The organism is Frankia sp. CcWB2, from assembly GCF_977927585.1.
Map to the genome: position 1 here is coordinate 21,626 of NZ_CDWRCM010000050.1, position 2,779 is coordinate 24,404.

2 protein-coding genes are annotated in these 2,779 nt (G+C 75.6%); both read left to right on the forward strand.

Going from position 1 to position 2,779, the window contains the following annotated elements; genetic code table 11:
- The coding region (locus ACY45C_RS07810) for an ABC transporter ATP-binding protein (protein ID WP_462186956.1) at positions 1–927 on the forward strand (927 nt) is incomplete at its 5' end.
- 164 nt (positions 928–1,091) lie between these two features.
- The coding region (locus tag ACY45C_RS07815; RefSeq protein WP_462186957.1) for an ABC transporter ATP-binding protein at positions 1,092–2,779 on the forward strand (1,688 nt) is incomplete at its 3' end.

A 2,779-nucleotide genomic window follows, 5' to 3' on the forward strand; every position in this document is an offset into this window, starting at 1 on the left:
ACCTTGGCCTACGACCAGCGGGTGGTGGCCCGCGAGCTGGGGATCGACATCCCGGACGGGGCGTTCACCGTCATCGTCGGACCGAACGCCTGCGGCAAGTCGACGCTGCTGCGCGCGCTGGTCCGCCTGCTGCGGCCGAAGGCGGGCGCGGTGCACCTCGACGGCGCGCTGATCTCGTCGTACTCGACGAAGGAGGTCGCGCGCCGGCTCGGCCTGCTGGCCCAGTCCGCGACCGCGCCGGCCGGCATCACCGTGGCCGACCTGGTCGCCCGCGGCCGCTACCCGCACCAGCGGCTGCTGCGCCAGTGGTCGCGGGAGGACGAGCGGGTCGTGGCCGAGATGATGGCCCGGACCGCCGTCGCCGACCTGGCCGACCGCCTGGTCGACGAGCTGTCCGGCGGCCAGCGCCAGCGGGTGTGGCTGGCGATGGTCCTGGCCCAGCGGACGCCGATTCTGCTGTTGGACGAGCCGACGACGTTCCTCGACATCGCCCATCAGGTCGAAGTGCTGGACCTGTGCGCCGAGCTGCTCGCCGGCGGCGACCACACGCTGGTGGCGGTGCTGCACGACCTCAACCAGGCCAGCCGGTACGCCGACCACCTGGTGGCGATGCGGGACGGGCGGATCGTCGCCCAGGGGCCGCCGGCCGAGATCGTCACCGCCGCGCTCGTCGCGGACGTCTTCGGCCTGGCCTGCCGGATTATCACCGATCCGGAGTCGGGGACGCCGCTGGTGATCCCGCTGCGGCCGCGGCGCTGGCCCGGCGGTGCGCCCGGCCCAGAGCCCGGCCCAGAGCCCGGCCCAGAGCCCGGCCCAGAGCCCGGCGGTGGCCGTCCCGGCGCCCACGTCTGGCGGAACGGCCGACCCGCTCACGGAGCCGAGCCGGTCCGTCCAGATGGGTTGACGGGGCTGGGTTACTTAGGTTAGCTATACCTGACTTTATCGGGCAGGTAGCCGCTGCCCGCTGTCTTCGACCAGGCGGGCACGGGCTCCCGATCCCGCCGGCCCGACATCGGACGCCGGTGCCGGACGCCGGTGCGCCGGACGGTCGTCGGACGACGCGGGCACGAACCGGTCAGGACGGTGCTGGGTTGGACGGCGCGACGGGTAAGCGACTGCTCAGGACGCAGCTGTCGGCGCGGCGGGGGCAACTCGCCCTCGGCGGCGCGGCCACGGTGGTCCAGCAGACGGCGATGCTCGCCCTCCCCTGGTGCATTCAGCGCGCGCTCGACCAGGGCATCACCCCGCGATCGGTCCACGGCACGCTGACCTGGGCCGTCCCGACGGCGGTCGTCGCCGTGGTGTTCATGCTCGGCGGCGCTGGCGGCCTGTGGTGGTCGGGCCGGGCCGCGAACCGCGTCGCGCACGCGCTGCGGGCCGCGCTGGTCGAGCGGGTGGCCGCCTTCGACCGCCCCGCCATGGCCCGCTACGGGCACGGTGACCTGGCCACCCGGGTCACCCGCGACGTCGACCTGATCCGGCTGTGGGTGCAGAGCCTCGCCATCTGGGTCCGGATCGTCGTGACCATCGTGGTGGTCCTGCCCGCCTTCGCGTTGCTGGACTGGCCACTGCTGATCGTCGGGGTGGTGACGATCCCGCTGGCCGCGTTGGCCAACGCCTACTTCCCCGGCCGCTTCGACGCGGCGAACGAGAAGCTCTCCGAGGCGTTCGCCGCCCGTGCCGACGCGGTGGAGGACCTGCTCTCGGCCAGCGCCGCGGTGCGCGGCCTCGGCGGTGAGGCGGCTCTTGCCCGTCGCCACCACGACCGCAGCGCGGTCCTCACCGACCACACCATGACCGCCGCGCGCATCTCGGCGTCCTGGACCGCCGTCCCGCCGGCCGTCCCCCGGCTGGCGATCGCGGCCGGCCTGGCCATCGGGGGGACGGTGGCGCTGCGCGGCGGCCTCACCGTCGGCGGCCTGGTCGCCTTCACCTCCTGGATGACCACCCTGACGCTGGCGGTCACGGTCGCGGTCGACCTGCTCTCGGCCCGGGGCCAGGCCCGGGTCGCGGCCGGGCGCATCGCCGAGATCCTCGAGACCCCGGTCACTGACGACGACCCGGCCGACGCCGAGACCCCGCCGCCAGGCGGGGCCCTGCTCGCCGCCGGGCTGACCGCCCGGCGCGACGGCCGGCGGGTGCTCGGACCGGTCGACCTGCGCGTCGGTCCGGGCGAGTTCGTCACCGTGACCGGACCGACCGGCGGCGGCAAGACCACGCTCGCCCGCCTGCTCTGCCGGCTGGAGGACCCGGCGACCGGCTCGGTCAGCCTGGGCGGCGTCGACCTGCGGCGGGTCTCCCGCCTCGAGCTGGCCCGCCGGATCGGCCTGGTTCCCCAACGGCCCCTGATCCTGGCCGGCACGGTGGCGGACAACCTCCGGGTCGGCCGCGAGGTCGAGCTGGACGAGCTGCGGGCGGCCTGCGCGGTCGCCGCCGTCGACGACTTCGTGCTGAGCCTGCCCGACGGCTACGACACCGAGCTCGGAGAACGCGGGGCGACCGTCTCCGGCGGCCAGGCCCAGCGGCTGGCCCTGGCCCGCGGGCTGATCGGCCGGCCGGACGTGCTCATCCTCGACGACGTGACCGCGGCTGTCGACGCCGTGACCGAGGCGACGATCCTGCGGGGGCTGCGCGCGTGGTCGCCGCAGGCCGCCCTCGTGGTGATCTCCCACCGCCCCTCCGTCCTGGCCGCCGCCGACCGCGTGCTCCGGCTCGGGCCGGACGGCGTGCCGGCGGCGGGCGCCGGGCCGATCGGGGGCGCGCGGCAGGCGGCCGAGAC